The following is a 26017-nucleotide window of genomic DNA, read 5'->3' on the forward strand; positions in this document are numbered from 1 at the left end:
TCGACTGGTCCTCCGCCATGAACCAGTTCGCTATTCTGTTTGGAGAGCGTTTTACCAACGCACGCGGGTAACTCCGCCAACCGCCTCGCACACAAAAATGCGGACAGGTTCTCTGCTGCGGGTAGTGGTGCGACTGGAATCCGTGTCCTCCCGCGTTCCACGTTAGTGACAAAGGACTCATCAGCTCCCACTCCGCACTACGTGCGTCGCGGACGGGTCTGCAGGGGAAACCACGGGCTTCGGTTGAGGTTTGTGGGGGCCGTTGGCTTCGCCTCGGCGATGCGCCGCCTCACTTATGAGCGAAACCCACTCCAAAAGAAATGTCGAACAGTCACACTCACACTCGCAGCGGCCACGCAATGACAAGTCACGGCGTTGAGCAAAACGCGAGAGTCCAAACGTGTGGGTACGTGTGGGCTAAAACGTAGCGGATGGTTTTAAGAACTGCTCTTCGGCGCGCGGAGCGCCGCCGGAAGTATGACGCCCTTGTCACAAGCTTATGCACGGGCACGAACCCAGATTCCAGATGCACCACTACCCGCAGCAGACCACGGTGCCCACTTAGCAGGGGCTTCTAGCCGCTTTCTCTTGCTTACTTCTCTTTGCGGCGGCAAAGAGAAGTAAGTGCCGCCCCGCACAGGGGCAACGCTAATAGACCACTAACAAATCAAGGAAAGGCACGAAAGCCAGAACAAGGAAAGGCCAAAGCCCCAGGAACTCTGCCAAAAAGCGCCGCAGGCAACAAACCACCCTTCAACCGGCGCGCGCCCTACTGCGCCGCCACGTCTCCGACGGCAACTCCCCAAACTGCCCCCGATACTCATTGGAGAAATTCCCAAAATGCCAAAACCCCCACCGCGTAGCGACTTCAGTAACAGACCCAGCGGCTCTCAGTTCCCGCCGCACATGATCAAGCCGAACCGCTCGTATATACGCTGAAGGATTCACTCCAACTGTATCCTCAAACGCATACTGCAAAGTGCGCCGACTCGCGCGAAACCGCGCACATAGCTCGGCGACAGACAACGGGCAATCCGGCGACTCTTCCACCAGCTCACGAACGCTGCGCACAAGCTGCCAGTTCCGCGCGGTACGCGCTTCGACATTCCCGTGTGGATCCGCATCCCGCATTCCCTGCAATGCCTCGGCAAGACCAAATATCACCGACTTCTCGAACGACGCCGCCACGCCGCCATCATCGAGCAGAGTCGGCGTCGCACTCACGGCGTCAAGCAATGGCTTCAGCACCTCGCGAAATCCCTGCAACCTCGCAGGATCGACATTCAACACACCAGGCCTCGCGCCCAGCAACGGCGCAATCTCATCGAGCTGCGAGCGCAGCAAATGATCGCCAATCGCGTCAGGTTCGATCTCCAGATTCACCACCAGATGCGTGTCGGGCGACAAAAACTCAAACCCGCCATCGCCGGAAAACACATGCAGGCCGTCGCGATGGCTCGTCTGCCCGCACAGCAGCGCATGCCCTTCGAGTTGAAATGGAATGCCCACGGCGAGCCTGGACCGCGCCACCTGGCCGCGTTGATAGACCGTGCGGTTCAGGCGTTCCACCAACACCCGCGCGCCGCCCGCGGCGAACGAACTCACCGAGCCGTCAAAGGGGCCACGCGAAATCTGGCAATAGCTCTGGTTCCACGCGTCGAGCAACATCGCCTGCTCGTCGATGTTCCGGCAATAGCGAATCTCGACGGCGCTGCTTGTCTGATTGGCCGGCTGCATAGCTTCTCCCGATTCTGTTGGCGCTCCCCGAAAGCCTCGTGCCGACCAGTGTATGCGAAAAAAAGTCCGTGCCGCACCCGGGGTTCAGGCCGTCTGCGCTCATCCGGGTGCGCTCGAATCACCGCATGTAATGCATTTGTCAGTAAGGCAGATTTTTACGGGATTTTTACTTTTTGCCAATTTTGGATAGTCGCCGCTTTTTGCCGCCCCTACTTTGTGCACGACGCAATGCAACACAACGCACTGGACACTGGAACGGGAGTCACGCATGAGCAGAGCGGCAGGCAGGCTGGAAGGCAAGATCGCAATCGTGTCAGGCGGCGCGACCGGCGCGGGCGGCGCGGCGTCGCTGCTATTCGCGCAAGAAGGCGCGCAAGTTGCCGTGGTCGATATCAATACCGATGCGGGCGAGGAGGTCGTGACGCGAATTCGCGCGGCGGGCGGCACAGCCGAACTGTTCGCCGCCGATGTATCGAAGCGCGCAGCCGTGGACGCCGCCGTGGCGAACATCATGGCGCGCTTCGGGCGCATCGACGTGCTGTTCAACCACGCCGGCAGCATCGTCGTGAAGCCGTTCGTCGATACCACCGACGAAGACTACGACTGGCTCATGAACGTCAACGTCAAAAGCATGTTCATGATGACCCGCGCGGTGCTGCCGCAAATGCTCGCGGCAGGCGGCGGTTCGATCGTGTGCACCGCGTCGATTTCGTCGGTCGCGGCCACGCCGCTCGAAGTGCTGTACTGCACGACCAAAGGCGCATGCGCCATGTTCGCGCGGTCGATCGCCGTCGAGTATCGCGACCGTGGCATTCGCTGCAACGCCGTATGCCCCGGTTTCATCGATACCCCGCATGGGCGCCGCGAAATCAGCGCGCTCGCGAAGTATGGCTTCGATGCGAGCGAAGCGGCGCTATCGGTGCAGCAGGGCCGTCTGTGCGCGCCGGAAGAAGTCGCACGCGCGGCGCTCTTTCTCGCCAGCGACGACGCCAGTTTCGTCAACGGCGCACACCTGTACGTCGACAACTGCTTTACGGCTGCGTGAGCCGGTCCTTCGTCGCGCGGTCACGCCAGTTTGCCGCTTCGTCATAACCCTGTTCAAAGGATCGCGTCATGGACATCAACACGGCCGTGCCGTCGGCGGAGTCCGCCGACAACGACGTCAAGCTGTTGCACAAGATGGGCTACGCGCAGGAACTGTCCCGACGCATGGGGGCGTTCTCGAACTTCGCGGTGTCGTTCTCGCTGATCTGCATTCTGTCGGGCGGCATCACGTCGTTCCAGATGGGCTTGTCGGCGGCGGGCGGGGCGTCGATCGGACTCGGCTGGCCGCTCGGCTCGCTGTTCGCGTTGGTCGTGGCGGCAGCGATGGCGCAGATCGCGTCGTCGTATCCGACGGCTGGCGGCCTTTATCACTGGAGTTCGATTCTCGGCGGCAAAATGTGGGGCTGGCTCACCGCGTGGCTGAATCTGCTCGGTCTCGTGTTCGTGGTCGCCGCGATCAACTACGGTACCTATGATCCGTTCTTTCGCACGCTGATCGCGCCAATGTTCGGTGTGAGTCCCGATTCGCTCGGCTGGTGGCAGCAGACGCTCTTTCTGACGGTGATCACCGCCTCGCAAGCATTCTTGAATCATCGCGGCATTCGTATCACCAGCAAGATCACGGACCTGTCGGGTTATCTGATCTTCGTGGTGACGGTCATGCTGGTGGTGTCCCTGCTGGTGTATTCGCCGGTCAAGATCGATCTGTCGCGGCTCTACACGTTCACCAACTTCACGGGTATCGATGGCGGCGCATGGCCCAAGCAAACCATTGCCATGGCGTTTCTGTCCGGTTTGCTGCTGACCGCTTATACGATCACGGGCTTCGATGCTTCTGCGCATACCTCGGAGGAGACGCATCAGGCGGCGCGCAATGTGCCGCGCGGTATCGTCGGCTCCGTGTTCTGGTCGACGACCTTCGGCTATGTGATGGTGTGCGCGTTCGTGCTGGTGATGCCGGATATCACTGCGGGGGTGAAGCAGGGCACCGGGTTCTTCGAAGCGATTCTTGCGCCGATTCCGGGACCGCTGCGCATCCTGATCGAATTGCTGATGTTCTTCATCAACTACGTATGCGGTCTCGCAGCCGTTACGTCGACCTCGCGCATGATGTTCGCGTTTGCCCGCGACGGCGGCTTGCCTGGCTCGAAGTGGCTGCGCAAGGTGAATGCGGCACACCGCACGCCGGGTGCTGCAATCTGGACCTCGGCGGTGCTGGCGATTGTGGTGACGTTGTATGGCGACGCGTTCACGGTGCTGAGCGCGGGGAGCGCGGTGTTCCTGTTCATCTCCTACGCGATGCCGATTGCAGCCGGCATTTTCGCTGAGGGGCGCACGTGGAAGGAAAAAGGGCCGTTCCAGTTGGGCATGCTGTCGAAGCCGTTCGCCGTGGCGGCGGTGTTCGGCGCGCTCGTGCTCGCCTACGTCGGCATGCAGCCGCCTAACCAGAAAGTGGTGTACGTGATTGTTGGTTTGCTCGCGATCCTGCTGGCGATCTGGTACGGCGCGGGTGTGCGCAAGAGCTTTGCGGGGCCGCCGATCGGCAAGGTGTCGAAGGAACGGGAGCAGGAGTTGAGCGGGCTCGAGGGGCGACTGGGGGAAAGCTGACGCTCTGCGAATGCGCGGCCAGGCGCCGCTACTCATGTCTGAAAAAAATAACGTCAGCCGGCCCTGAAGCCGGCTGACGTTTTTACGTCTACCGCATGATGAGGCGGTTGCTAATTAGATACCGACGTATCCCACCGGCACCGTCGAGTTCGACTTGGCAACCGACGCGTTGTTCGACACCACATACACCGGCGATTCGGTCAGGTTGAGCGTCAGCGTACCGTTGCTGTAGTTCGCGCTCGACGCATTGCCCATCATGTCGACCACCTTCACCGTGCCGCTCGTGCCCGGCGCATCCACCGTGAGGCTATACGGCACGCTATAGCTCGAGCTGAACCCAACGCTCGCATCCCACACGCTATTGTTGTGCGCCCACAAGGCGGTGATCACCGCACCATTCCCCACCTGCTGGAACGCATACGCATAAACACCGGTCGGCGTACCGTTCACCGCTCCGAGCGTGTGCGTGCCGTCGAGCGTATGCGTCATCGCGCTGATCGCCATCGCGACCGGCTTCGGACTGATGTTCGTCGCGCCGAACGCGCCTTGCGCGTCGCTCAAATCGAAGAACGTGCCGTAGCCGACTTCGCCCGGATAGTCCGCACCGTAGAACACGTAGGTCTGATCCGCGCCTTCACCGAGCGTGATGATGTGCATACGCGCCGCGACCGCCGCTTGCGCGTACAGCACGTTCGCGCTCGGATAGTTCGGACCGTACGAGCTGCCGAGGTCGTAGCTGATGCCGGCTTCCGTCGAGAACAGTTTCATGCCCGTGCGGTAGTCGGTGGCCATTTCAGCGCGCAGAGCACGCATCTGGCCGCGCAGCGAACCTGAGGCCGTCGACGGGTCGCTGTCGTAGCGCTCCGGCGGATGCGACGGCGAGGTGCCCGCGTCGTAGTAGCCGTGCGTTGCCACCGCGTCGATGTATTGGCCGAAGCCGAGCGGCGCGAGGCGCTTCAGACGCGTCGTGGTCAGGCTCGGGAACGCGTCGGCCGGGCCCATCACCACCGCGCTCGAATCGGTCGAATGGATGCCTTGATAGACGGACTGATACAGCGCGACGAAATTGGCGTCGGTGTCGGTCCAGAACTCGTTGGGCTCCCACGTCACCTGATAGTAGTTCGCCGACTGGGTCGGGAAGTACGCCGCGCGAATCGCGCTCGACTCCGTGCCGACGCGGCTCATGTAGTTCTGGTAATACGAAAGGCTGGTCGGCACGCTCGTGTCGTCCTGGAACGCGCCGGTGCTGCTCGCCCAGGCGGGGATGCCGTCGAGACGGATCAGGCGCATCACGTTGCCGCTCTTGTAGAACGGATCGAGATTGTTCGCGGAAGGGTTGAAGGTGTTCGCGCCGTTCGGCTCCATCGTCGAGAGCTGGCGGTCGTCGATCGTCGACGAGATGCCGAGGTCGGCCAGCAGAGGGCCGTTGTCGTTCGCGCCCTGCATGCCGAAGCGGTGCTGGTCCTGATGCGCGTAGGTGACCGCAGGCACGACCTGAGACAGGTTCGGCAGCACACCGAAGGTCGCAATGCCGACCGGACGCGTGCCGGCCTGTGGCAGTTGGCCGCCGTTCTGCGCGAGCGTGCCCGTCGCGGCGAAATAGCCGGCGAGCGTCGAGGTGCAGTTGAGCGTGATGGTCTTCGAACCGCTCGGGACGGCGGTGCTGCCGCTCGCCGCTACGCGTCCGATGGTGTCCGTGACGGCCCAGTTCAGCGTGTCGGCGTTCGGCACGTTGGTGCTGAAGGCGAGCTGGAAGGCGGTGCCGGAAGCGAAGATGCGTGTGCCGTCAGCGCTTGGCGTGTCGGCGGAAATGGTGGCGCTGCCGGAGCCCGCCGAGACGGCCGGCGATGCACAGCTCAGCGTCGCGATGGTGGTGCCCGCGCCGTTCACCGTGGCGGTGCCGCCGGTGCTGCTGTTGCCCGCCGCAGTCGAGTTGGACGAGCCGGAGCTGCCGTTGAGCTGGGTTGTTGCGTTGTTGCTGGCGCCGTTACCGCCGCCGCCACCACCGCAGCCCGCTAGCGCGAGAGAAAGTGTCGAGAGTAGGAGTAGTTGCGATTTCATCAATCTAACCAATGCGTTTTCAGAATATTCGCTTGCCTCTTCGCGCAAAGCGCGTAGGGAGGCAGAGCGAACATCGGGGTTCAATTGCAAGCCAGCCGATGACCGAGGCATCGAAACTGGCCGTCCTGGATGCGCAACCATTCGGTCGCGCGAAGGTGTGATGCCTTCCCGGGTTGTCGGCCCCGAACGCATTTCTCTAAAGAGAAATTCTTATCGTACGAATCCATGCCACTCGTCATGGTGGATTTGGCGGAATCGGACGACCGGGGAAGGTGTGACGAATACAACGAACGTCTTGAGGAACAGCGCAATCCACATCGAAGTGCTTGAGTTCATCGCGCCATTCGATGAACTTTTTACTGTCCTGTAAGCAAGAAAGGCTCTGATGGGAAGAATCGACTGCAACAATACGCATTAGTATGTTTAAAAGAAGTAACGAGTCGTTACGTATGAACAAAGACGCAGTACTAATTGCATTGATCGCATCAAAAATACGTATGAAGAGATTAGTGTTTATCCGCCAAAGAGAAGTGGGGTCGAAAAGATTTGCAACGGATGCCTAAGTATACGAATCGGGGTAAACCGCTGAGAAATGGGCGATAGCGCTCATTGCATAGCCGATGGAGCCTTGCAGATGGCGGAAAAGTGCTGGGCCTTCGGTGTAACGTTTCCTCGCGACAGTGACTTCGCGGCGGAACTGTCGCTGTTTTACGGAGACGAGGCCGCGTCCCGCGAAAGGGGCGCGCCAGATAAAACGATGATGGATGCCGACGGTTTTTTGGGGCCGGTACTTGCAGGTCGGCTTGTCCATCCGCTGCGCAAAAAAGGCGGTTATCCAGAGAGATAAATCGTGAGAATTCTTCAGTTGGTTCATGCACCGCGACTTTCCGGGGCAGAAGTACTCGTAAAGGGTCTCGCGATTCAGCATCAGCGCGGCGGCCATGAAGTCTGTATCACGTCACTGCTTCCCCAGCAGGACGATTTCGTCGGCATCCGTGCAGAGCTGGAAGCCGCAGGTGTCACGTGCCTGTTCCCGAGCAGCCGTCACGGCAGGGTGGGCAAATTGCTGCACCTGTATCGCGTGGTGCGCCAGTTCCGTCCCGACTTCATCGTGGCGCATGCCACGCTCGCGGCACTCTATGTGCGTCTTCTGCCCGTGCATACGCCGATCGCCTGGGTGATGCACTCCGGCGTCAACGACTTCGAGAACGGCGCGCTCAAGCAGGCCGAGCGCCTGCTGTCACGGCGCGCGAGAGCGATCATCGGCGTGTCGCAGCAAAATATCGACGACTACCTGCGAGAAATCGGCAAGCATCCGGCGATGGTCGTGATTCCGAATGGCGTGGACGCCTCGCTGTTCGCCGAAGACAACAACCCATCCGTACCCGATGTCGCTGTGCCCGCGAAGCAGATTGTTCAGCTAGGCCGCTATATAGAAGGGAAGAGCCAGTTGGACACGATCCGCGCGTTCGAGCGTGTCGTGCAGAGCGAGCCTGACGCGCGCCTGCTGCTGTGCGGAGTCATAGAGGAGGTCCCCTATTACGAGGCGGTGGTGTCGCTGGTTCATCAGCTTGGCCTCGAAAGCCGCGTGACCGTATGCGGGCCGCGCCTGGATGTCGCCGCGATTCTTCGCTCTTCGCGTGTCTTTGCCATGCCTTCGCGTTTCGAAGCGCAGAGCATCGGCTTTCTGGAGGCGCTCGCCTCGGGTATTCCTGTCGTGGCGAGCCGGATTCCGTCGTTCGGTTTTGCCAGTGGATTTGCCGGTGTCAATCTCGTCGACACGGCCGACCCGGAGGCCTATGGCCGCGCCCTGCTCAAGGCGCTCGACATGCCGCGAGCGAACCGGCAACTGGCGGGATACACGTTGCACGACACCGCAGATCGCTACATGACGATCGCGCGGCAGTTCGTTCAGCCGCTGCGCGTTTCGACCTAACCCGCGGCGGGTCGACCGGCTCGCGCTACTGCGCCAACCGGTCGATTCGCACCGTCTCCGAGAACAGTCCGGGAAGTTCGCCGAGCTCCTGGGCTGCGCCTAAGGCGAAACCATCGCCTACCGGATAGCGCGTCAGCGCCGGTGCGCCGCCGGTGAAATAGAAATCGCCGAGCGTCGCGTCGGTTCTTCGATAGAGCACGAGCGCCGCATTACGCTTGTCACGCACGAAAGCCGGAAAGACATCCGACCACGACATGCTGCGCAAGGTCGCCGCCTGGACCGGCACGCCGTTCGCATCCGCTGTGTCGAGCGTGGCAATGTCGATCACCGCGTCCTCGTTCGTTCCATCGAGATGTGGTGTCAAGAGAATCAGCGTATTGCCCGCTTTGCCGTGCACGGCCCCGACCGTCACTTTGACGAAGTCGGGCAGGAAACTCGCCGGCAATAGTTTGCGTTCGCCGATGGTCATGCGCGTGCCTTCGTTGGCGATTGGCGTGAACGCAAGCCGGCCGTCCGCACCTTCCACCGCGACCAGCGACGCGCGTGATCCTGCGGTTTGAACTGGCAGAAGATTGGCGTTTTGCCGGAGGGTTTTTGCTTGTGCCATGAGCGTCGGCGCTGAGCCCGCTAAGCTTGTGGAAGACGCCATCCAGAGGTCGAGCCCGCTATCGGCGCGTTTCTGTGCGATCAGCACGCCGGCGCGTCCTGTTCCACCGAAATCCGCCGCCACGTATTGCTGCGTCAATGCAGGCCTGAACTCACGGCTGGTCTGAAGCCAGAGACGTGGGGCCTCGAAGCGCTCGCCGGTACTGCGGAGCAACCAGAACGCGGTGCCACCCTGGCGCGCGGTGATCACCATCAGGTCGGCCTTGCCGTCGCCATCGAAATCGCCGAGCAGGAAGCGTGCGCTATCGAAGCACAGCGTGTCATCCGAGCAACTGGGCGCCGTGGCGCGGGGATCGAAAGGGACGGTGCCGGTGTACCAGAGCGCGGGAGGCGACACTTTCACGAGCGACGCCGCGTACACATTGAAGCCGGGTCCGTCGTGTTGTCGTTGCACATAGACCGCGGCTTGCTCGCCCGTGCCGCCGATGTCGCCGACCATTGCGGTTGCGAGCCGCAAATCGGTCGCCTGGGTGCGTTGCTGAGTCGCCCACCGGTAGCGTGTGGTGAGCAGGGTGCAGCCACGCATGGTGAGTTTGCCGTCGTTTTCGCCAAGACAGTGCCGCAGCGGCGTGTAGACGAGGCCGAAGTCCCACGGCGTCCAGCGCTGCGCCATGTCCCATTGATCGCAGGTCTCGGAGATCAGATAGCCGTCGCGCTCGGCGATGCATTGCGAAGTCGCGACGCTGACGAGCGCGGCATTGCGCGCATTGCCGGGATAGACAGTCACAGGATCCCAGCGCCATTGTTGTGCGGGTGAGCCCGTGCACGCGGCGAGTGTCGGCGCCTGGCCGCTGCCTGCGGAGGTCAGGCAGCGAGTTGCCGCCGCATTGAACAGCTGAATGGGATGCGGCTGGAAATCCGCGATGCGGTGATCGCTGCGATCGGCAAAGGCATAACGGCGCGCGACCCAATTACCGTCCCACTGAAACTCGCCGAATACGTGCGAAAACTCGCTGCCGTCGACAGAAAAATAGCTGGCGACGATGTCGCGCTTGCGCTGAACTTCGGCCGCCGGCACATTGCCGGGCCAGTCGCCGGTCGGATAGGTGATGTGGTATTCGATCGGCACGCTTTTGTTCAACGTCTGGGCGACGTGGCGCGTGATGCGCGCGGCGTAGATGTGATCGGGGTGCTCGAGAAACGGTACGGTGTCCGGATTGAGCGTGTAAATCTGCGACGCCCCGGCAAGGATCACTTTCAGTGTGGCCGACAGCGAGGCCCGATCGTATTGCACACGCACGGACCCGTCGGCGTTCATCGGATAGGTGGAAAGCGTGGCGTGCTGTTCCCACAGCAGGCCGAGCGGTTCGCGGCCGCCGCGCACGGCGCCGCCGGGCAGGCGGAATTCGAACAGACGGACTTGCGGTTTGGCCTTGAGCACCATCTGATGCACGAGCTTGCCGGCGATCGGAATATTCGTTTCGATCCATGCGTCAGGCACCCCCGCCATGCGTGCATACGCGAGCCGCGAAGCCCGCTCGCGAGTCTGCACGTAAGCGAAATCCGCACCGTTGGCGCCGCCGATCAGATGCACTGTGGTGATGCACCAGCCGGCGTCGAGCCGTTCGCTGATGGCGGGGTCCACAAAGAGCAGATCGTCGTCGAGGTGGGCGACGACCGTGACCAGCGTGCCGGCGCCACAATCCGCCGCGCGCGCCGCGCCGGGAAGGAGGGTGAAAAAAAGTAGCGCTAGAAGAGCAATCGATGAATCGCGAACGAGCCTGGCTGCCGATGATCGCATGTTTGATTCGAGCCCTGACGGTGAGCTCGATCATACTGTACCGGCGTGAGCCGCCACGTTGGCGAACTCACAGTAGGCAACACTCCGCGTGCCGGTGCCGGTGCCGGCAATCGGTCATGCGGATGGCGGTGCTGTTAGCGGTAGCCCTGGCGCCGCCGCTAGCGGAAATAAGCCTTGGTGTTCTCGTGGACATCGGCGCGCGCGAGCAGCTCGGAAGGCGCTAACCAGAGATAGTCGCTGTGCTGGTCGAGCCGGCCGACCGAGATGGTGCTGGTGAACTGCAGGCCATAGGCGAGCACGATGTAGTGCGTCGACACATCAGGCTCGGCGGCGAAATTGTCTTTGTAATGATGTTCGAAAACGCCTTCGAAGCGCGCGGTCGAGCGCCTCAGCCTGCCGATGCCCAATTCGGCGTCGGCAATGCGCGTGAACGCTGCGTCGAGTGTTTCGTCTTTGAGAATTCGCCCGCCGGGCACGAACCATGTGCCGCGGGCAGGGCGATTGCGCCGGTGGCCGATCAACACGCGGCCCTCAGCGTCGCTGACGATCAGATCGATCGCGACCAGCGGCGTCAGACGCACCACGTCCAGGAAATCGATCTCAGTCAGCATTCCATCTCCTGCAGGGCGCGCGTCGCGTTGAGCGCGTGGTGATCGTGAGGCGATGCCGGAGGCGCTAATAGTCGCCATGGTGTTCATCATCCCGGGTGAGACGGTTTGAGACATTCGCCAGCAGTAGTGCGATCAGAATCGCGCCCACCGTGGCGAAGAGAAACGCTCCTACCATCCCGGCCAGCACCAGCATCGTCCATGCGAGGCCGTTCATCTCCCGGCTCCAGCGCGTTGATATGCATGCGAGGCAGTCTTCATCTGGATTTTACGGGTGTAAGAAACGACTTGCCCTGTCACATCACGCCGAAGTATCGCCGCGTCTCGACAGCAAGCGGTGCCTATCGACGGGAGGCACGGCGGCCGCTATGCGCACTCCGCACCTGCGCGGTATATCTAGCGAGGCACGTAACCCTCCGGAGTCGTGACCGCGTCCTTGAACACGCCGGCGTTGGCGGACACCACATAGATAGGCGTTGGCGACAACTTGAGGCTCGCGACACCGTCGCGATACGGCAGGCTCGATGGGTTGCCCATCATGTCGAACACGGTCACGTCTCCCGACGTGCCGGGCGCGTCGACACGCAGACGATAATCCGCGCTCTGGTTCGCGCTGAAGCCGGTTTTGGCATTCCACGCGTCGTTGTCATGCGTCCACAGCGCCGTCACGATTTTTCCGCCGCCGAGGCGGCGGAAAGCGTAGGCGTAGACGCCTTTTGGCAAAGCCTTGAGGGGCCCGAGCGTATCCGTTCCGTCGATGATTCGCGTCATCGCGGCCACCGCGAGCGCGGCAGGTTTAGGGCTGATGCGAGCGGCGCCGTAGGCGCCAGTCGGATGATCGAGTTCGAAGAAGACCCCATAGCCGGGCGCCGCGTCCGGCATGTCCGCGAGATAGAACACGTAGGTCATGTCCGCGCCTTCGCCGAGTAGGATGAGATGCGTGCGCGCCACGACCGCGGCTTGCGCATACAGTACGTTCGCGCCCGGATAGTTCTTGCCGTACGCCGCACCGATGTCGTAGCTGATGCCGGTTTCGGTGACGAACAGCGGCGCGCCGGGTTTCAGGTATAGACGCAACTCGTGACGCAGCGCGCGCACCGCGGCGGGCAGCGCGCCCGGCACGGTGCCCTGATTGCCTGAGTCGGCGACGCGCTCCGGCGGGTGTGATGGTGTCGTGCCGATATCGTAGTAGCCGTGAATAGTCATACCGTCCATATAGCGGCCGATCCCGAGCGGACCGAGACGGCGCATCTTCTCGACATTGACCTGCACCGAGGCATACGTCAGGCCCATTACTACAGCGTGCGGGTCCGTCTGATGAATGCCCTCCCAAACCGCCTTATACATCGCGACGAAATTCGCATCAGTATCGCGCCACGGCAGCCCGCCATCGGCGTCGGGTTCCCACGTCACCTGATAGTAGTTGTCGCGCTGTTTGGGGAAGTAGGTCATCCGCGTGCGGTTGGACTCGGCGCCGACTTTGGCCATGTAGTCCTTCATTTGCGTGAGCGAGGTCGGCGCATAGCTGTGCGTCTCTTTACCGGTCGGACTTGCCCACTGAGGAATACCGTCGAGCTGGATCAGACGCATGATGTCGCCGCGCCGGAAGTAGGGCAGCAACTGCTTGCTTGCAGGATCGAACGTACCTGCGTTTTTCGGCTCTTCCATATACCAGTTGCGATTGTCGTTCGCCCACGAAAGGCCGAGTGCGGTATAGGCCGGGCGATAGCCGTCGCCGTCGCAGCAATGCTGCCCGGGCGCAAGGTAGGCAGTGCCCTGTCCGCCGAATCGGTGCAGATCTTCATACGGAAAGCTAACGGCCGGCAACGCAGCGGAGGTGTCGGGCAGAACGCCGAAGGTGGCGATGCCCTCAGGACGTGTGCCGCGCGATTCGAGCTGGCCGTGTGCGCGTTCCAGCGAAGCGGAGACGGCGAAGTAACCGGCAATGGTCGAGGCGCAACTGAGCGTCGACAGTGTGGCGCCCGCCGCAACGGGGAAGCGGCCGCTGGCGCGCACGGCATTCCAGCTGTCGCGGATCTGCCAGTTCAGCGTGTCGTTCTGCGCAGGTCGTGTCGTGAAGACGAGCGCGAAAGCTTTGTCTGCTGCGAAGAGGCGCGTGCCGTCGCTCGGCGTGTCCGCTTCCAGCAGATCGCCGTTTGCGGCCGCGCGCACCTGTGAGGTCGGCGCGGCGCAGCGCAGACCCTGGCCGGGCGGCGCCTTCAATGAAGTGGGCACCGTGGCTGCGGATTCCTGCGCGGCGGCAGGCGCTGTGTCTTTTTTCGCCGAGGCAGCGGCCTCGGCCTTGGCCGCCGTGTTGGAATCAGCCGCAGTGACGGCAACTGCGCAGCGCTTCTCCACACCGGGAGCCGGATCGCCGAACACACCGTTATTGCAATCGGCGCTGGTCGTGAACGTCTTGATGACATGTTGCTCGACGGTGCCGTACAGCACGTCGCGCGTACCGCTGAACCGGCAGGTTCCATATTCCGCCGCGCATGCTGTCCACTTTCTGCCATCGACCGTCAGATCGGCATTGCTTGCGCTGTCAGGACCGGCTGAAGCCGCTGCCGCACTACACGAGGAGGCCACGATGGCCAGCAGGACAAATACCGCCGCCGAGGCGGCAACGCGCAGCACTAAGGCGTGGGCGGCACAGGCGCCGAAGCGTGGTTGCAGCGCGCGATATTCGCATACATCAGACATGTGTTCCCCGCGTCGTTCGACGTATAGATTCCGGCCCGTTTCAGCGATAAGGCGTCAGCGGATTGCTAGTTGACCAGGCCAGACCCGCCTCAGGCTACCTCGAGTCGCAATCTGTTGCGGAAACCGCATAGGCCATTTCCGCAATTCGATGGCGGAAACGTACCGGCTCTCATCCGACAGCATTCGCCATTGGCCCGTCTATTGCCGGGCGGGCTAAAGCTGTGTTATTGCCGTGTTTCACGTTTGAAACATTAATCGTCACGTTTATATTCGCCGGATCCTATAACAACGAATTAAATAATTTTGTCTCTCGAAAAGTGCTTATATTGGATGCTTGCTTTATATGTCCCTGCCGACCAAATATATCGTCAGAAGAAAGCCCCTCGGGCATCCGGTAAGAACAATGACTGGTGCAAGCAACGGGGTTGTTCTCATTCTGGCGATGTGATGGAAAGAAGTCACTTCAAATCTGCAGAATGCCGGGCAGAACAGATTGCAACTCAAGCATTTCGAGTCGCGATTGTATGTGCGCCAACGCACAAAAAATCACATTAATCTGGAATTAAGATTCGCAGGACGTAAATTCATTCATATGCAGAATCGGCATTTAATTCGTTGAAAAATAGTAGCAGAGCAATTGTTCCGAATATCACTGGCCGGCCACCAGATCGAAACGCCAACATGTCTGCACTTTCGGTCATGGCGGCTAAATGCTTGATTGCTGATGGCTATGATGCACTGCACAGAGCATTCCACTGTGTGGGCGTTCAAGGTTGAAAAGTAGATCCGTTTTCTGTTGAGAGGATGACTATGACCTGCGCGAGTCTCGAGTCTGCCATGTTGCGTTGGGTGCACGCACCGAACAAAGGTATGCGTCGCATCGCAATCCTGATGTTCAACGACTGCTCGCTGCAGGGCGCGGGCGTGGTTGCCGAAGTGTTTCAGGCTGCTAACGAACTGGCATCGTCCGGATCCGGTGGCTGGTTGTATGACGTTTCCTTCCTGTCGGCCGACGGTGGCATGGTGACCTCGTCATCGGCACTGCGGGTCTGGACCGACGGGCTCGATGCGCGGCATTACGGCGGCTTCGACGCGTTGTATGTAGCCGGCGGCAAAGGCGCATTCGCCGCAGCCGGCGACGAACGGTTGATCGCCTGGTTACGGCGCGTGCGCCGCAACACCGGCATGATCCGGCCGATCGCGGAAGGGCGCGCGCTGCTCGAGGCAGCGTATGTGCCGGACCTCAAGGAAAGCGGCGAATTTCACCAGCCGCAGTCGATGTCGTCGCGCCAGACCGAACAGAACGGCGATGCAGGTGACCGGCTTGAATCGATGAGAAGCGCGCTCGCCATGATCAAGCGCGATCTCGGCGGCGCGACCGCGCGCACGGTGGCCGAGCGTCTGCTTGCCGATTCGTGCTCGAACCTCGCTCCGCTGCTCGGTGAAGACGGCGGTTTGAGCCCCGGCGACAAAGTGCGCGCGGCGGCCCGCTGGCTGCAAGAGAATTGCCAGCAATCGATTTCGATTGCCGATGCGGCTCAGTTCGCCGCGATGAGCGAGCGCAACTTCCTGCGCCGCTTCAAGATGGAAATGGGCATCACGCCCTCGAGTTTCCTGTTGCATGAGCGCCTTGCGGTGACCTGCAGCCTGCTGACCGAGTCGGAGTTGCCGGTGGACAAGATTGCCCGGCGTACCGGCATGGGTAACGGTGACCGCCTCGCGAAGGTCTTCCGTAAGCGGATGAGGATTTCCCCCACTGAGTTCCGGATTCAAAGCCGCCGCATGGTCGGCGGATAGCGCGCGCCTCGAACCGCGCTGAGCGCGCCCAACACGTAGTCGTCTCATACCGTGCTTCGGTAAGTATTTCCTTGATCTCAAAAAATTATAAGGATTCCGAATATGTTGACTAAGGGAGTTGTGAGCGCTGCGTCGGCGAGCCCGGACGGCGCCAGTGCCGGGACTGCCGGCGTGCATTGCGCGCGCATCGTCCCGGTCATTCTTGCCGGGGGCTCGGGCACGCGGCTGTGGCCGGTATCGCGCGAAAACTATCCGAAGCAACTGATCGACGTGGTCGGTTCCGACTCGCTGCTGCAGGCGACCGCGCGGCGTATGGATGGCTTTCCCGCCGGCTGGAACGTGGACGTGTCGCCGATCATCGTGTGCGGCGAAGAACACCGGTTCGTGATCTCCGAGCAGCTTCTGGAAAACGGCGTGAATGCCCGTCTGATCGTCGAGCCTGCGCGGCGCGATACGGCGCCGGCGTTGACGCTCGCGGCGTCGCTCGCTTGTGCGGCCGGCGACGACGCAATTCTCATCGTGATGCCGGCCGACCATTCGATCGCGGATGTGCCGGCGTTGCAAGGCGCGCTGGAACGTGCCGCCAGATACGCGGAACGGGGCTCGATCGCCACGCTGGGCGTGCCGCCCACGCGCCCCGATACGGGCTTCGGCTATATCCGCATCGGCGCGGAATTGCCCGACGGCGGCCACGCGATCGACGGCTTCGTCGAGAAGCCCGCCGAGGAAATTGCCGCGCAGTACGTCGCTGCGGGCACGTATTGGTGGAACGCCGGCATCTTCGTCGTGCGGGCGCGGGTGTGGCTCGATACGCTGAAACGCCTGCAGCCTGAGATGCACGCAGCCTGCGAACGCGCATTCGCGAACGGCCGCAGCGAAGGCGCGTATTTCCGTCCGCTGGTGGACGCTTTCCTGAGTTCGCCCGCTGACTCGATCGACTATGCCGTGATGGAGCGTCTCGCTGATGTGAGCGATGTGAGCGATGTGAACGACGCGAGTGACGCAAGCGACGCGAGCGCCACGGACGAAACGGCCACGACCCACGCCACCAAGCCGCAAGACTCCGGCGCGAATCCGTCCGGCGTCGTCGTGCGGCTCGATGCGGGCTGGTCGGACCTCGGTTCCTGGGACGCCGTCTGGGCTGCGATGGATAAGGACGCCAACGGCAACGCCGGGCGCGGCCGCGTGACGTTTGAAGGCGCGGTGTCGAGCTATGCGCATTCCGAAGGCCGGCTCGTCGCCTGTGTGGGCACGACCAATGTGGTGGTTGTCGAAACGGCCGACGCCGTGCTGGTGGTCGACCGCTCGCATGTGCAGGACGTCAAGGGCCTGGTGTCGCGCATCAAGGCGCAACACGCCCCCGAGGCCGATGCGCATCGCAAGGTGCGGCGCCCCTGGGGTTTCTACGATTCCATCGACCACGGCGAACGCTTCCAGGTGAAGCGCATCGTCGTCACGCCGGGCGCAAAGCTTTCGCTGCAACTGCATCACCACCGTGCCGAGCACTGGGTCGTCGTGCGCGGCACGGCGCTCGTCACGCGCGGCGAAGAGCAGTTTCTGCTGAGCGAAAACGAATCGACCTACATTCCGCTCGGCACACGTCACCGGCTCGAAAACCCGGGGAAGGTACCGCTCGAAATCATTGAAATCCAGTCAGGCACCTATCTCGGTGAAGACGACATTGTGAGGTTCAACGACAACTACGGCCGCTGCTCCTAGCAGCGCACCCGGAATCATGTGCGGAAAAGAACGAACGGCAAGAAAGAGGTAAGCAAAATGCGCAAGTTTCAGGATTTGCTCGCGCGAGTTTTCGATGTCGCGTTGGTACTGGTGGGGGCGGCGGTGGCGTCGCAGATCCGCTTTGATTACCTCGCTCAATCGGGGTTCTATTGGGCGCTCGTGATGTTTTCCGCCGCTTTTGCGCTGGCCATCTTTCCAGCGTTCGGCGTGTATGAATCATGGCGCGGCCGCTCCAAGCTCTCGCTGGCCGGGCAGGTGTCGCTCGCGTGGTTGATGGTGCAGGTCAGTGCGCTGGTGCTGATGTATTCGCTGCACCGCATCGACTTCGTCTCGCGGCTGTGGTTCTCGTACTGGACCGCGGTGACGGGCGGCCTGCTGATCGCTGACCGGCTAATCATGCATGCGGTGCTGGCGCGTGCGCGCAGTGCCGGTCTGAATCTGCATCAGGTTGCGATCGTCGGTAGCGGCTCGCAGTGTGACGCGATCATCCGCAGGATTGATTCGGCGCCCGGCACAGGCTTTCGCGCGACGGCCGTCTACAACACGCGCCCTGACGTGTCTGCTGTGACCAGCACGCGGGTACCTGTCTGCGAGACGGTCGACGCGCTTGCCGATTACATTCGCACCAACGATGTGCACGAACTTTGGCTCATGTTGTCGCTCACCGAAGAGCCGCTGATCTGCAAACTGATCAACGAGTTCCGCGACGATCTGGTGAATATCCGCTTCATGCCCGACGTGCGCAGCATTGCATTGTTCGATGGCAGCGGCGTGATCGATCTGCTCGGCATGCCGGCGATCAACCTGGTCGCCTCGCCGCTGTCGGCCAACTCGATGCTGAAAAAGGAAATCTTCGACCGCCTGTTCGCCGCGACGGCATTGATCGGCCTCATGCCAATCCTGCTCGCCATTGCGATCGCAGTGAAGCTCTCGTCGCGCGGCCCGGTTTTCTTCAAGCAGAAGCGTAAAGGCGCGGACGGCCGCGTCTTCACGATCTACAAATTCCGCTCGATGCGACTGCATCACGAGCCGAAGGGCACGCTCAAACAGGCGACGCGCGATGATCCGCGCGTCACGCGCGTCGGCGCATTTCTACGCCGCACGAGCCTCGACGAACTGCCGCAATTCTTCAACGTGTTGCGTGGCGATATGTCGGTCGTCGGACCGCGTCCCCATGCACTCGAGCACGACGACCTCTATCAGAAAGTGGTCGCCGGCTACATCAATCGCTATCGGATCAAGCCGGGCATTACAGGCTGGGCGCAGATCAACGGCTTTCGTGGCGAAACCGACCGCATCGAGAAGATGGAGCGTCGCGTCGAACATGACCTGTACTACCTGGGGCATTGGTCGTTCGCACTCGATATGCGGATTATCGGCGCGACGATCGTGGCCGGACTGGCGCATCGAAACGCTTACTAAGTTCTAAGTAGTTAACAAGCACGCTGGGCGCTACCTCCCCCGAGGACTGTCCCTGGCGCAAGGAGGAAACACCATGAGCTCGCTTGGTATACGCACGGGAAGTCTCGTGATTTTCACAGTTGCAACAGTGCTTTCCGGATGCGGAATCGTACCGGGTCAACAGATGATTACCCCAGCCGCGGTTCAGGACACGGGTGGGGACTACAGCACGGAAGCGTCGCAGCAACAGCAGATTCCGATTACCGACATCAACCTCGCGCTGCTGCGCAAGATGAACGCGACGCATACAGCCGCGACGCTGCCGCCGGAGACGACCGCGCTGTTCGGCAAACCGACAGCTTACAAGGTCGGCCCGGGCGACGTGCTGCAGATCGTCGTGTGGGATCACCCGGAACTCGCCGCCGCGCTGGGCCAGCCCGCGCAGAACGCGAAGACGTCGGATGCCGCGCCCGGCTTTCTGATCGACGAAAACGGCGACGTGCAGTTTCCGTATGCAGGCACGGTGCACGTGGCCGGCAAAGACGTCGGGACGATCCAGAGGGAATTGCACAAGCGTCTGAGCAACGTGTATCAGAAGCCTGAGGTGACGGTGCGGGTGGCCTCGTTCCGGAACGCGCAGGTTTATGTCGACGGTGAAGTACGCACTCCTGGCGCGCAGTCGGTCACCGACATTCCGCTGTCGTTGACGAGCGTGATCAACCAGGGCGGCGGCTTCAGCCCGAATGCGGATCGCAGCCGCGTTGAGCTGATCCGCAACGGCGTGACGTATCCGCTCAACGTGGACGACCTGATCAAGCGCGGCCGCAATCCGTCGGACATTTACCTCCAGGCCGGCGACATCGTGCGGGTGGCTTCGCGGGAAGACAGTGGCGTGTATGTGATGGGCGAGGTCAACAAGCCGGCGACCATCCTGCCGATGCGTAACGGCTCGCTGACGCTTTCGCAGGCCATTTCCGATAGCGGCAGCTTCGACTCGAACACGGCGGCGGCGAGGCAGTTGTTCGTGATCCGCAATTCGACCAGCGAATCACCGCAGGTCTATCACCTCGATGCGACCTCGCCGGTGTCCATGATCCTCGCCAATCAGTTCGAGCTTCAGCCAAAGGACGTCGTGTATGTCGGTCAAGGCGGCCTGGTTCGCTTCAACCGTGTGCTGAACCTGCTGCTGCCGGCGATCAATGCTGCTGTGACGGGTGCCGTTCTTGCGAAATAACAAGCGTGCAACGTGACCATGAACCGCCGGGCTTTGTTGGGTGAACAAAATGGCAATTAACTTCGAAAACCGCTATACGGACGTGTCCGGACCGGACGAGTTGCACCTGTCGGACTATCTGCGCACGATCGTGAGAGGTTGGCGCACGATCGTGACGGTGACGCTGATCGCACTCGCGCTGGGGTGCGCGTATGCGTTCCTTGCGCCGCCGACCTATCGCGCGGATGTGTTGTTCCACGTCGAGGACAAGACGGCCAATGCCAACGCGAACGGCAAGGATTCCTTGCCGCCGCTCACCGGCATGTTCGACACCAAGCCCTCGACGGCGGCGGAGATCGAGTTGCTGAAGTCGCGTCTCGTCACCGAGGAAACGGTGAAGAACCTGCACCTCGACATCTCGGCTTCACCGCGTTATATGCCGTTCATCGGCGGGATGATCGCGGGTTTGGTGAACGGGCAGTGGGGCTTCAAGTTGCCTTCTTTCATCAACCTGTCGGGCTTCGCGTGGGGTAACGAGAGCATCGCCGTGTCGCGTTTCGATACGTCGAAGGACTTTTACGACACGACCTTCACGCTGATTGCGGGCGATGCGGGTTCGTATGTGCTGCGCGACAAGAACGGTATCGCGATTCTCTCCGGTCACGTTGGCGAGACCGTGGAAACCGATACCGCCGACGGCCCGATCGCGTTGCATGTCGACAAGCTGGTCGGCGAGCCTGGCGCGCGTTTCGAACTGCAGCGCGCCTCGACGCTGGGCACCGTGGACCGCTTGCAAAAGGCGCTTGTGGTGGCCGAAACCACGCTGCAGTCCGGCGTGATCCGCACCAGCCTCGAAGGCGGCGACCCCGCGCTGACCGCGGCGATCGTCAACAGCATGGCGCGCGAATTCGTGCGTCAGGATGTGGAAAGCCGTTCGACCGAAGCGGAGCACATGCTGGCCTTCCTCGACCAGCAACTGCCCGGCTTGCGCAAGGAACTCGATGACGCGGAGCAACGCTACAACAAATTCCGTAACGCGCACGGCACGGTCGATCTGGGTGAAGAAAGCCGCCTGTTGCTTCAACAGGTCGTCGACAACAAGACGAAGCTGCTCGATCTGCAGCAGCAACGCGCGGAGATGTCGCAGCGCTTCACGGCGAATCACCCGGCAGTAGCCGCGCTCGATGCACAGATCGCGGCGTTGCAGGGCGCGGCGGCCACCATGAACCGCAGCGTGGCCGTGATGCCGGACACCGAGCAGACCGCCTTGCGCCTGCTGCGCGACGTGCACGTCGATACGGAGCTCTATACCAATCTGTTGAATAGCGCGCAGCAACTCCGGGTGGCGAAAGCCGGCCAGGTGGGCAACGTGCGGGTGGTGGACTTCGCCGAAACGCCTGACGAGCCGGTGCGCCCGAAGCGCGTGCTGGCGATCCTGATCTCGCTCGGCGGCGGCTTGCTGATCGGCATCATGCTGACCTTCTTCAAGCGCGCGATGTACGGCGGCGTGGAACGTCCGGACGAGCTCGAAGCGGTGCTCGGCGTGCCGGTGTTCGCGATCGTGCCGCGCAGCCAGACGCAACTGCGTTTGCAGGAAAACGTCATGCTGCGCCGTCGCGGGCTGCATGTGCTCGCACAGCAGGCGCCGGAAGACATCGCCGTGGAAGGCGTGCGCAATCTGCGGACCTCGTTGCAGTTGTCGCTCGATCACGCCGAGAACAACGTCGTGATGATCACCGGTTCGCGGCCCGACACCGGCAAGTCGTTCCTGTCGGTGAATCTGGCGGCGCTGGTGGCGTCGGCGAACAAGCGGGTGCTGATTATCGACGGCGATATGCGGCGCGGCGACGTCCATTCGCATTTCGGCATCGCGCATCAGCCGGGGCTCTCGGACGTGCTGAGCGGTGGCGATCTCGCGTCGATGGTCCAGCGCGACGTGCTGCCCGGACTCGACGTGCTCGCCAAGGGCACGCTGCCCTCGCATCCGTCTGAATTGCTGATGAGCAAGCGTTTCCAGACGATGCTCGACGAGTTGAAGTCGCACTACGACATCGTGATCGTCGACACACCGCCGGTGCTTGCCGTGACCGACTCGACGGTGATCGGCAAGTACGCCGGCACGACGCTGCTGGTGGTGCGCCATGGCCGCCATCCGCTGAACGAGATTGCCGAGACGGCCAAGCGGCTGCTCAACGGCGGCGTATCGCTCAAGGGCGTGCTGTTGACCGATGTGCCTCAGGAAGGGGCATTCCTCGGTTCCGGCTATCAAGGCGGTTATTACGGATACGACAGCATCGCGGGTTGAGGTGGCGGCCCCATGACGGGGCCGGCCATTCGATCGCGATGTTGCATTGCATCGCAAAGTTCAACGAGGGGAGGGGTTCATGAAACGCAAGGTCGCGCTGATCACCGGCATTACTGGACAGGACGGGTCGTATCTCGCCGAGCTGCTGCTCGCCAAGGATTACGACGTACACGGCATCAAACGCAGGTCATCGCTGTTCAATACGGACCGGATCGATCATCTCTATCGCGACCCGCACGACCCGGACCAGCGACTCTTCCTGCATCACGCCGACCTGACCGACTCGACCAGCATTCTGCGCGTGATTCAGCGTGTCGAGCCCGATGAGATCTACAACCTCGCGGCGCAGAGCCACGTGGCGGTTTCGTTCGAGGAACCGGAATACACCGCTAACGCGGATGGCCTCGGCGCGTTGCGGATTCTGGAAGCGATCCGCATTCTGGGGCTTCAGCACAAGACGCGTTTCTATCAGGCCTCGACCTCGGAGCTGTACGGCCTCGTGCAACAGGTGCCGCAGTCCGAGACCACGCCGTTCTATCCGCGCAGCCCGTATGCGGTCGCCAAGCTGTTTGCGTACTGGACCACGGTCAATTACCGCGAGGCGTACGGGCTCTATGCCTGCAACGGGATTCTGTTCAATCACGAATCGCCGGTGCGTGGCGAGACCTTCGTGACGCGCAAGATCACGCGCGCCGTGGCGCGCATCGCAGTGGGCATGCAGAAGACCCTGTATCTCGGCAATCTGTCGGCGTTGCGCGACTGGGGCCATGCGCGCGACTACGTCGAGATGCAATGGCGCATGCTGCAACAGGAACGGCCGGAGGACTACGTCATCGCCACCGGCGTGCAGTACAGCGTGCGTGAGTTCGTTCAGCACGCCGCCGCTGAATTGGGCGTCACGGTGCGTTTCGAAGGCACTGGCGTGGATGAAGTCGGCATTGTCGAAAAGGTGGAAGGGCGCGAAATCAAGATGTCGCCCGGCGATGTGATCGTGCGTGTCGATCCGCGCTACTTCCGGCCCGCCGAAGTCGAGACGCTGCTGGGCGATCCGTCGAAAGCCCATGCGCAGCTCGGCTGGAAGCCGACCACACCGTTCAGCGCGCTCGTCAAGGAAATGGTGCGGGCGGACTATCAGATTGCGAGACGTGACGCGCTTGTCACGCTGGCCGGATTCACGGCACTGGAACATCACGAGTAACGGCGATGAACAAACAAGCACGCATCTTCGTGGCGGGCCACCGTGGCATGGTCGGCTCCGCGCTGGTCCGGCGGCTTAATGCCGAGGGGTATCACAACGTCGTCACACGTTCGAGGGCGGAGCTCGATCTCAAGGATCAGGCTGCCGTGAACGGCTTTTTCGAGCGGGAAAAGATCGACGTGGTGTTGCTCGCGGCCGCGCGCGTGGGCGGCATTCTCGCCAATGCGTCGCAGCCGGGCGAGTTCATCTATGAAAACCTGGTGATCGAAACCAACGTGATTCACGCCGCGTTTCGCGCCCAGGTGGAGAGGCTGGTGTTCTTCGGTTCGTCGTGCATCTATCCGAAGCAATGTCCGCAGCCGATCCGCGAGGAGTATCTGTTGACCTCGCCGCTCGAGCCGACCAACGACGCCTACGCGATCGCGAAGATCGCCGGCCTCAAGCTGTGCGAGGCGTACAACCGCGAATACAACACACAGTACGTCTCGTTGATGCCGACCAATCTGTACGGCCCCAACGACAACTACGACCTGAACAGCAGCCATGTTTTGCCGGCGCTACTGAGGAAGGCGCACGAAGCGAAGGTGGACGGCTCCGCGACCTTGACGGTGTGGGGTTCGGGCACACCGCGCCGCGAGTTTCTGCATGTCGACGATCTCGCCGCGGCCACGCTCTTCGTGCTCGAGCACAACGTGACAGAAGGCCTGTTCAATGTCGGCGTGGGTGAAGACCTGTCGATTCGCGAACTGGCCGAATGCATCTGCAAGGTGACCGGCTTCGAGGGTGAGCTCGTGTTCGACGCGTCCAAACCCGACGGCACGCCGCGCAAGCTGCTGGACGTCTCGCGGCTCGCGCAGATGGGTTGGCACGCGACCATTGGCCTCGAAGAGGGCATCACGTCCACGTATCGGGAATTCGTTGAATTGCACGCCGGCTCGACCGCCGCCGCCGTCATGCACGTTTAGGCGTGCACTGAAGGGCTGCTGGGCGCGATTCCGGCAATGAGAGAGCGCGTGGAGCGTTTCGCACGAAGAGCGTGCAACGCACACAGGGACGATTTTCGAGGAGTGGCATAAAAATGACTGCGTCAGTCACGATCTTCCACAACGTCGTATGGTCGCGTCACAAGGGTGTCGTGTTCTCCGCCTTGCATAACATCTCGGCATCCGGCGCGATTCGCTATTCGATGGTGCAGATTGCGGATACGGAGCACGACCGCGTTGGTTTTTCGGACGTCGACTATTCGTACCATCGCTATCCGATGCAGAAGCTGTTCGACGGTTGCTACGAAGATGTGCCGACGATGAAGATGATCGCGCGGCTCACCTGGGAAGTGTTGCGGACCAAATCGGATCTGATCGTCCTGCCGGGCTACCACCGTCCGGAATACTGGGCGATGCTGGCGGCCTGCATCCTGACCGGCAAGCGGCGCGCGGTGTTCTGCGATTCGACCGCGCGCGACCGGCCCAAAAAACTGCTGACGTCGATTCCGAAGCGTGTGTTCTTTTCGCTCTGCGATGGCTATTTCGGTTTCGGCGAACGCAGCCGCGAGTATCTCGAGTCACTCGGTGCGAAACGCGACAAGATTTTCGTACCGTGCCAGGCCGCGGCAATGCCCGGATCGTTTTCGCCGGAGCGCGCGCTGGTCGAGCGGGTCGCGGCGCGCGTCGGCAATCCGCCGGTGTTTCTGTACGTCGGCCGGCTCTCGGAAGAGAAGGGCATCGGCACGCTGATCGAGGCGTTCGCCGGCTTGCGGCGCCGCATTCCGGCAGCTAAGTTGCGCATTGTCGGCACCGGGCCGATGGCGGACGCGCTGCACGCGAAGGCGGCTGATCTCGAACTGGGCGACGCGGTCACTTTCGCCGGCAGTTTGCAGGACGAACCGCTCACCCGCGAATACTACGGCGCGACCTGCATGGTGCTGCCGAGCTATAGCGAGCCGTGGGGGCTCGTCGTCAACGAGGCGCTCGCGCATGGCTGCCCCGCGGTGGTCAGCGAGAGTTGCGGTTGTGTGCCGGAACTGGTGATCGATGGCGTGAGCGGCTATGCATTCACGGCGGGCGATGTCGCCGGACTGCAGCGCACGATGCTCAAGGCGATGGAGGCATTCGCCGACGCCGGCGGCACGGCGCGCCGCTGCATGGATGTGATTCGCCGTTTCGATCCGCCTTCTGCTGCCGCCAATATCGCGCGTGGCTGCGCGCTGATGCTGAGCGACTGAGGCGCCTCACGGCCCCGCCGCCCATGCGAAGCTCTAAC

At 61.9% G+C, this 26017-nt stretch carries 18 protein-coding genes; 11 read left to right on the forward strand and 7 right to left on the reverse strand.

All coding sequences use genetic code 11. The annotated features are described in order from the left end of the window. Positions 1 to 753: 753 nt before the first annotated feature. On the reverse strand, positions 754 to 1737 hold the full coding sequence (locus KHO33_RS31470; protein ID WP_200566699.1) for a helix-turn-helix domain-containing protein: 984 nt from the start codon (positions 1735 to 1737) through the stop codon (positions 754 to 756). Positions 1738 to 2005: 268 nt separating this feature from the next. On the opposite strand from KHO33_RS31470, the gene KHO33_RS31475 reads away from it, so the two are divergent. Together KHO33_RS31475 and KHO33_RS31480 are read left to right on the forward strand one after the other, a co-directional pair. Continuing rightward, the gene (locus tag KHO33_RS31475) at positions 2006 to 2782 is read left to right on the forward strand and encodes an SDR family NAD(P)-dependent oxidoreductase (protein ID WP_200566698.1); all 777 of its coding nucleotides are present in this window, start codon (positions 2006 to 2008) and stop codon (positions 2780 to 2782) included. 68 nt (positions 2783 to 2850) lie between these two features. Then, the gene (locus KHO33_RS31480) at positions 2851 to 4389 is read left to right on the forward strand and encodes an amino acid permease (RefSeq protein WP_054035445.1); all 1539 of its coding nucleotides are present in this window, start codon (positions 2851 to 2853) and stop codon (positions 4387 to 4389) included. A gap of 114 nt (positions 4390 to 4503) precedes the next feature. Here KHO33_RS31480 and KHO33_RS31485 read toward each other — a convergent pair whose 3' ends face one another. Continuing rightward, positions 4504 to 6450 (reverse strand): hypothetical protein, encoded by a 1947-nt coding sequence (locus tag KHO33_RS31485; RefSeq protein ID WP_200566697.1) that lies wholly within the window; start codon positions 6448 to 6450, stop codon positions 4504 to 4506. 559 nt (positions 6451 to 7009) lie between these two features. After that, a complete protein-coding gene (locus KHO33_RS31490) occupies positions 7010 to 7324 on the reverse strand; it encodes a hypothetical protein (protein WP_128576301.1) in 315 nt (104 codons plus the stop codon). Here KHO33_RS31490 and KHO33_RS31495 point away from each other — a divergent pair. After that, a complete protein-coding gene (locus KHO33_RS31495; protein ID WP_054035447.1) occupies positions 7301 to 8386 on the forward strand; it encodes a glycosyltransferase family 4 protein in 1086 nt (361 codons plus the stop codon). The genes KHO33_RS31490 and KHO33_RS31495 overlap by 24 nt on opposite strands. A gap of 25 nt (positions 8387 to 8411) precedes the next feature. Here KHO33_RS31495 and KHO33_RS31500 read toward each other — a convergent pair whose 3' ends face one another. From KHO33_RS31500 to KHO33_RS31515, 4 genes are all read right to left on the reverse strand, one after another. Continuing rightward, positions 8412 to 10793, reverse strand: coding sequence for an RICIN domain-containing protein (locus tag KHO33_RS31500; RefSeq protein WP_200566696.1), 2382 nt, complete (start codon positions 10791 to 10793; stop codon positions 8412 to 8414). A gap of 158 nt (positions 10794 to 10951) precedes the next feature. Beyond that, positions 10952 to 11404: a GDP-mannose mannosyl hydrolase gene (locus tag KHO33_RS31505; protein ID WP_054035448.1), complete on the reverse strand. Its 453-nt coding sequence runs from the start codon at positions 11402 to 11404 to the stop codon at positions 10952 to 10954. 64 nt (positions 11405 to 11468) lie between these two features. Next, positions 11469 to 11618 (reverse strand): hypothetical protein, encoded by a 150-nt coding sequence (locus KHO33_RS31510; protein ID WP_172737661.1) that lies wholly within the window; start codon positions 11616 to 11618, stop codon positions 11469 to 11471. Between the two features lie 179 nt (positions 11619 to 11797). Continuing rightward, the gene (locus KHO33_RS31515) at positions 11798 to 14104 is read right to left on the reverse strand and encodes a hypothetical protein (RefSeq protein WP_200566695.1); all 2307 of its coding nucleotides are present in this window, start codon (positions 14102 to 14104) and stop codon (positions 11798 to 11800) included. A gap of 810 nt (positions 14105 to 14914) precedes the next feature. On the opposite strand from KHO33_RS31515, the gene KHO33_RS31520 reads away from it, so the two are divergent. The 8 genes from KHO33_RS31520 (at position 14915) to KHO33_RS31555 (ending at position 25979) form a co-directional block, all read left to right on the forward strand. After that, positions 14915 to 15901: a helix-turn-helix domain-containing protein gene (locus KHO33_RS31520; protein WP_054035450.1), complete on the forward strand. Its 987-nt coding sequence runs from the start codon at positions 14915 to 14917 to the stop codon at positions 15899 to 15901. A gap of 102 nt (positions 15902 to 16003) precedes the next feature. Beyond that, on the forward strand, positions 16004 to 17620 hold the full coding sequence (locus tag KHO33_RS31525; RefSeq protein ID WP_200566694.1) for a sugar phosphate nucleotidyltransferase: 1617 nt from the start codon (positions 16004 to 16006) through the stop codon (positions 17618 to 17620). Between the two features lie 57 nt (positions 17621 to 17677). Then, positions 17678 to 19063, forward strand: coding sequence for an undecaprenyl-phosphate glucose phosphotransferase (locus KHO33_RS31530; protein WP_200566693.1), 1386 nt, complete (start codon positions 17678 to 17680; stop codon positions 19061 to 19063). 73 nt (positions 19064 to 19136) lie between these two features. Further along, on the forward strand, positions 19137 to 20276 hold the full coding sequence (locus KHO33_RS31535; protein ID WP_200566692.1) for a polysaccharide biosynthesis/export family protein: 1140 nt from the start codon (positions 19137 to 19139) through the stop codon (positions 20274 to 20276). Positions 20277 to 20325: 49 nt separating this feature from the next. Beyond that, the gene (locus tag KHO33_RS31540; protein ID WP_200566691.1) at positions 20326 to 22560 is read left to right on the forward strand and encodes a polysaccharide biosynthesis tyrosine autokinase; all 2235 of its coding nucleotides are present in this window, start codon (positions 20326 to 20328) and stop codon (positions 22558 to 22560) included. A 79-nt stretch (positions 22561 to 22639) separates the two neighbouring features. Then, complete coding sequence (gene gmd, locus KHO33_RS31545; RefSeq protein WP_054035451.1) at positions 22640 to 23758, forward strand: GDP-mannose 4,6-dehydratase; 1119 nt, start codon at positions 22640 to 22642, stop codon at positions 23756 to 23758. A 5-nt stretch (positions 23759 to 23763) separates the two neighbouring features. Next, positions 23764 to 24723 (forward strand): GDP-L-fucose synthase family protein, encoded by a 960-nt coding sequence (locus KHO33_RS31550; RefSeq protein WP_200566690.1) that lies wholly within the window; start codon positions 23764 to 23766, stop codon positions 24721 to 24723. Between the two features lie 113 nt (positions 24724 to 24836). Next, complete coding sequence (locus tag KHO33_RS31555) at positions 24837 to 25979, forward strand: glycosyltransferase family 4 protein (protein WP_200566689.1); 1143 nt, start codon at positions 24837 to 24839, stop codon at positions 25977 to 25979. The last annotated feature ends 38 nt before the right edge of the window (positions 25980 to 26017 follow it).

The sequence above is a fragment of the Paraburkholderia nemoris genome, assembly GCF_905221015.1.
In the GTDB taxonomy this organism is placed as follows: Bacteria; Pseudomonadota; Gammaproteobacteria; order Burkholderiales; family Burkholderiaceae; genus Paraburkholderia; species Paraburkholderia nemoris.